5 protein-coding genes and 1 pseudogene are annotated in these 4,537 nt (G+C 73.0%); 3 read left to right on the forward strand and 3 right to left on the reverse strand.

Annotation, left to right across the window (positions count from 1 at the left end; genetic code table 11):
* Positions 1 to 277, reverse strand: a pseudogene (locus ACWEVO_RS30910) (hypothetical protein); the annotation flags it as partial.
* Between the two features lie 179 nt (positions 278 to 456).
* On the opposite strand from ACWEVO_RS30910, the gene ACWEVO_RS30915 reads away from it, so the two are divergent.
* Positions 457 to 1,317, forward strand: a complete 861-nt coding sequence (locus ACWEVO_RS30915; RefSeq protein ID WP_452310996.1) for a lytic polysaccharide monooxygenase auxiliary activity family 9 protein — start codon at positions 457 to 459, stop codon at positions 1,315 to 1,317.
* 2 nt (positions 1,318 to 1,319) lie between these two features.
* Here the strand turns inward: ACWEVO_RS30915 and ACWEVO_RS30920 are convergent, their stop codons facing one another.
* Together ACWEVO_RS30920 and mgrA are read right to left on the reverse strand one after the other, a co-directional pair.
* Positions 1,320 to 1,784: a hypothetical protein gene (locus tag ACWEVO_RS30920; RefSeq protein ID WP_452310997.1), complete on the reverse strand. Its 465-nt coding sequence runs from the start codon at positions 1,782 to 1,784 to the stop codon at positions 1,320 to 1,322.
* An 82-nt stretch (positions 1,785 to 1,866) separates the two neighbouring features.
* The gene (mgrA, locus tag ACWEVO_RS30925; RefSeq protein ID WP_452310998.1) at positions 1,867 to 2,856 is read right to left on the reverse strand and encodes an L-glyceraldehyde 3-phosphate reductase; all 990 of its coding nucleotides are present in this window, start codon (positions 2,854 to 2,856) and stop codon (positions 1,867 to 1,869) included.
* Positions 2,857 to 2,990: 134 nt separating this feature from the next.
* Between mgrA and ACWEVO_RS30930 the strand changes: the two genes are divergently transcribed.
* Complete coding sequence (locus ACWEVO_RS30930; protein ID WP_452310999.1) at positions 2,991 to 3,959, forward strand: aldo/keto reductase; 969 nt, start codon at positions 2,991 to 2,993, stop codon at positions 3,957 to 3,959.
* A gap of 5 nt (positions 3,960 to 3,964) precedes the next feature.
* A complete protein-coding gene (locus ACWEVO_RS30935; protein WP_452311000.1) occupies positions 3,965 to 4,462 on the forward strand; it encodes a hemerythrin domain-containing protein in 498 nt (165 codons plus the stop codon).
* Positions 4,463 to 4,537 lie beyond the last annotated feature (75 nt).

The raw sequence follows: 4,537 nt of genomic DNA on the forward strand, positions 1-4,537 counted from the left end.
CGCCGCCCGGCATGGTGTGGCCGGGCCCGGAAGTGACGGCCGGCGCGGCCTCGCCCGCCGCGACCAGCGGCAGGAACAGCGCGTAGCCGCGGGTGCCGGGCGGCACGATCACCGGGATGGCCCACGCCGGCTGGCCCTCCGGGCCCGGCCACACCATGCCGGGCGGCGCGCCCTCCACGGAGGGCATGACGAGCAGGTGCGGTGGGACGTCGGCGGAGAGGCCGCCGGGCGGGGAGCCGGCTGGCGGGGTGTCTGGAGTCGACGGCGGCTCGGACACAAGCACGCTCCTTGATCAACGGGTGCCCGTCACTGTAGGGGGCGACGAGGGTCCACCGCCGCCCCGACCGTCCGTTCGGCCGGCAGAACGGGCCGGCCCGGTGATCCGACCCACCGCGCTGAGTCGGGTCGAACCTTTACCGCTCCGCGCCCGTACCAGTGGCGGGGAGGTCGAAGACCATGGTCGTACGCCGCACGCTCGCCGCCGCCGCGGCCGCCGTCGCGATCCTGCTGGGCGCCGCCGGTCCGGCGAGCGCGCACGGCGCTCCCACCAGCCCGCTGAGCCGGGCGGCGGCCTGCGGCCCGGAGGGCGGTCGGGCGGAGACGCCGGCCTGCCGGGCCGCCGTCGCCGCCGGTGCCGCCCTACGGGAATGGGACAACATCCGGGTCGCCCGGGTCGACGGCCGGGACCGGCAACGCATTCCCGACGGCGAGCTGTGCAGCGGCGGGCTGTCCGCGTACCGCGGGTTGAACCTGCCGCGCGCCGACTGGCCGGCCACCACGCTCACGGCCGGCGCCCGGTTCACCTTCCGCTACCGGACGACCATCCCGCACAAGGGGACGTTCCGGTTTTACGCCACCACCGACTCGTACGCCCCGACCCGGAAGCTCACCTGGGCCGACCTGGCGGAGAAGCCATTCCTCACGGTCACCGACCCGCCCATCCGCGACGGCGCCTACCAGCTGCCGGGGCGGCTGCCGGCGGACCGGAGCGGCCGGCACATCATCTACGTCATCTGGCAGAACTCCGACACCCAGGACACCTACTATTCCTGCTCCGACGTGGTGTTCCGGCCGGCGTCGGGTGCCGCCCCGGCGGGTACCCCGGTCGCTGCGGCCGCGCCGCTTACCGTCCCGACGGTCGCGGGAGGAACTGACACCGACGCGTTCCGCTGGCCGCTGGCGGCCGGCGTGGCAGCGGTCGTCTCCGTGCTGCTGCTGGCGGCAGTCAGCAGGCGGCTGCGCCGGGCCGGCGCCACCCCGTTCGTCCGGCCGTGCGGGATCCGCAACCACCGCGCCGGCCGCCGCCGAATCTGGTGAGGTCAGTCCCCCGAGTAGCCCCAGAAGTGCAGCCCGGTCGGGTTGCCGTCGGCGTCGTGGAGGGCGACGCACCGGCCCAGCCACCTGCCCCGAACGAGGCCGTCCAGGGCGTCCAGGTGTGCCCGGGTCGGCCGGTCGGTGCCGACCATCCGCCAGGCCTCCTCGGCGGTCACCATCTCTACCGTGCAGTGCTCGGGCTCCTCGCCCGGCTGCAGGACCCGGGCCATGTCCAGGATCGAATGGGTGCCGTCGTAGGCAACCGCCTCCGCTGCGATCAGTTCGGCCAGCGTCGCCGGCGGTGGGACGGCGGCCCGCTTCTCCGCCGGGACGTCCTCGTTGCTGACCCAGTAGCCGCCCTCCGCCCACCAGTAGTCACCGGCGGCGAAGACCCGGGCCTGGAGTTCGCGCAGCGCCGGTCCGGGGTCGGGCTGCCAGGGGACGGTGTAGCTCCAGCCGGACGCGCCCATCGAGTCTGCCCTTCGTCGGTCGGACCGCACCACCGCGGCTGCTTGATGGCGGACGCTAGCGGTGCGGTCCGACGATCCCGGCTCAGCCCAGGTGGCGGTCGATCTCGGCCAGTTCCTCGGCGGACAGGTCGAGGTTGGCCAGCGCGGCGACGTTCCCCTCCAACTGGGCGACGCTGCTGGCGCCGATGATCAGGCTGGTCATCCGGGGGTCGCGCAGCGCCCAGACCAGGGCGAGCTGGGCCAGACTCTGGCCGCGCCGCTCGGCGACCTGGGCCAGCCCGCGGATGGTGGCCATCCTCTCCTCGGTCAGGTCGCTCTCGTTGAGGAAGACGCTGGTGCGCACCCGCGAGTCGGCCGGGATGCCGCCCAGGTAGCGGTCGGTGAGCAGGCCCTGCGCCAGCGGGCTGTAGGCGATGCAGCCGGCGCCGACCTCCGCCAGGGTGTCCAGCAGCCCGTCGCTCTCGGTCCAGCGGTTCAACATCGAGTACGACGGCTGGTTGATCAGCAGCGGCGTGCCCAGGTCGCGCAGGATCGCGGCGGCCTGGGCGGTCTGCTCCGAGTTGTAGTTGGAGATGCCGACGTAGAGCGCCTTGCCGGAGCGGACGATGGCGTCCAGCGCGCCCATCGTCTCCTCCAGCGGGGTGTCCGGGTCGAACCGGTGCGAGTAGAAGATGTCGACGTAGTCCAGCCCCATCCGGCGCAGCGACTGGTCCAGCGAGGAGATCAGGTACTTGCGCGAACCCCACTCGCCGTACGGGCCGGGCCACATCAGGTAGCCCGCCTTGCTGGAGATCACCAGCTCGTCCCGGTACGGCTTCAGGTCCGTGGCAAGCATCCGGCCGAAGTTCTCCTCGGCCGTCCCGGGCGGCGGGCCGTAGTTGTTGGCCAGGTCGAAGTGGGTGATGCCGAGGTCGAAGGCGCGCCGGACGATGTCCCGCTGCCGCTCGTACGGCCGGTCCGGCCCGAAGTTGTGCCACAGCCCGAGGGAGATGGGGGGCAGGCGCAGTCCGCTGCGCCCGGTCCGCCGGTAGGGCATCGAGTCGTAACGCTTGTCAGCGGCGAGGTAGGTCACGCCCCGACCCTAGTCGGCGGCCGGATCACCGGCCGTGGTGCAGGCGGGACGCCTCCCGGCTCGTGGACTCCGCCCGGGTGCCGGCGGTTGCGGAACGGGCGTGCCGGCCCCTCCTCTTGGGTAGCTTCGAGGCCATGCGCTTCGTGCAGCTCGACACCCCCAAGCCCATCTCCAAGATCGGCCTCGGTACCTGGCAGTTCGGGTCGCGGGAGTGGGGCTACGGCCCCGACTACGAGCGCCGGGCCGCGGAGATCGTCCGGCGGGCGCTCGACCTCGGTGTCACCCTCTTCGACACCGCCGAGATCTACGGCTTCGGGCGCAGCGAGCGCGTCCTGGGCGCGGCGCTCGGCGACGACCGGGCCAAGGTCGTCGTGGCCAGCAAGGTCTTCCCGGTGCTGCCGGTCGCCGCGGTGGTGCAGCAGCGGGCGGTCGCCTCCGCCGCCCGGCTCGGCGTCACCAGCATCGACCTCTACCAGGTCCACCAGCCCAACCCGGTGGTCGCCGACACCACCACCATGCGCGGCATGCGCGCCCTGCAGGACGTCGGGCTGGTCGGCGAGGTCGGGGTCAGCAACTACAACCTGCGCCGCTGGCGGTTCGCCGAGGCCGCGCTCGGCCGCCGGGTGCTGAGCAACCAGGTCCGCTACAGCATGATCGACCGGGGGCCCGAGGAGGACCTGATCCCGTACGCGCAGCAGGCCGGCCGGATCGTCATCGCGTACAGCCCGCTCGGGCAGGGCTTCCTCTCCGGCCGTTACGACGCCCACCACCTGCCGAGGGGGGCGGTCCGCCGGGCCAACCCGTACTTCCTGCCGGAGAACCTGGCCCGCGGCACCGAGCTGATCGGCACGTTGCGGGAGGTGGCCGGCGCGCACGACGCCACCCCGAGCCAGATCGCCCTGGCGTACCTGCTGCGTCATCCCAACGTGGTGGCCATCCCCGGCGCGTCGAGCGTGGAGCAGATGGAGCGCAACGCGGCCGCCGCCGAGATCGACCTGGCCGACGACGAGTACGCCGCCCTGCGCACCGCCGCCCACGCGTTCCGGCCGGTCACCGGGCTGGCCGCCGCACCCAAGCTGATCCGCGCCCGCTTCGGAAGGTGACCACGATGGACGACATCACCGCACTGATCCTCGACGACCACGCCGCCTTCCGGCGCGGCTTCGCCCGGCTCGACGACGCCCGCGACCCGACCGAGTTGCTGGCGATCTGGGAGGCGCTCGCTCTGCACCTGGACATCCACGCGGAGGCGGAGGAGGCGATCCTCTACCCGCACCTGGTCAAGCACGGCGACGACGGTGCGGACGAGACGGAGGACGCGATCGGCGACCACAACAAGATCCGGGACGCGATAGCCGAGTCGAAGCGGCACGAGGTCGGCTCGGACGAGTGGTGGGCGGCGGTGTGGCGGGCCCGCCGGGAGAACAGCGAGCACCTGGCCGAGGAGGAGGACGAGGCGCTGCCCGACTTCCGCCGGCACGCCGGTGTGGAGCTGCGGGCGGAGCTGGGGGCGCGGTGGTTGCGGTTCTACGGGGAGCACAAGAACGGGCGGAATCTGCCGTTCCTGGACAAGGACCCGTCCCGGTACGTGGCTGATCATCGGTGATTTGGCGTGGGGGTTTCCGGGCAGCTCGGCTCGCTCCGGGCGGTCAGGCTTGATCCCTCCGCGAGCCGGGCTGCC

Source organism: Micromonospora sp. NPDC003776, from assembly GCF_053605645.1.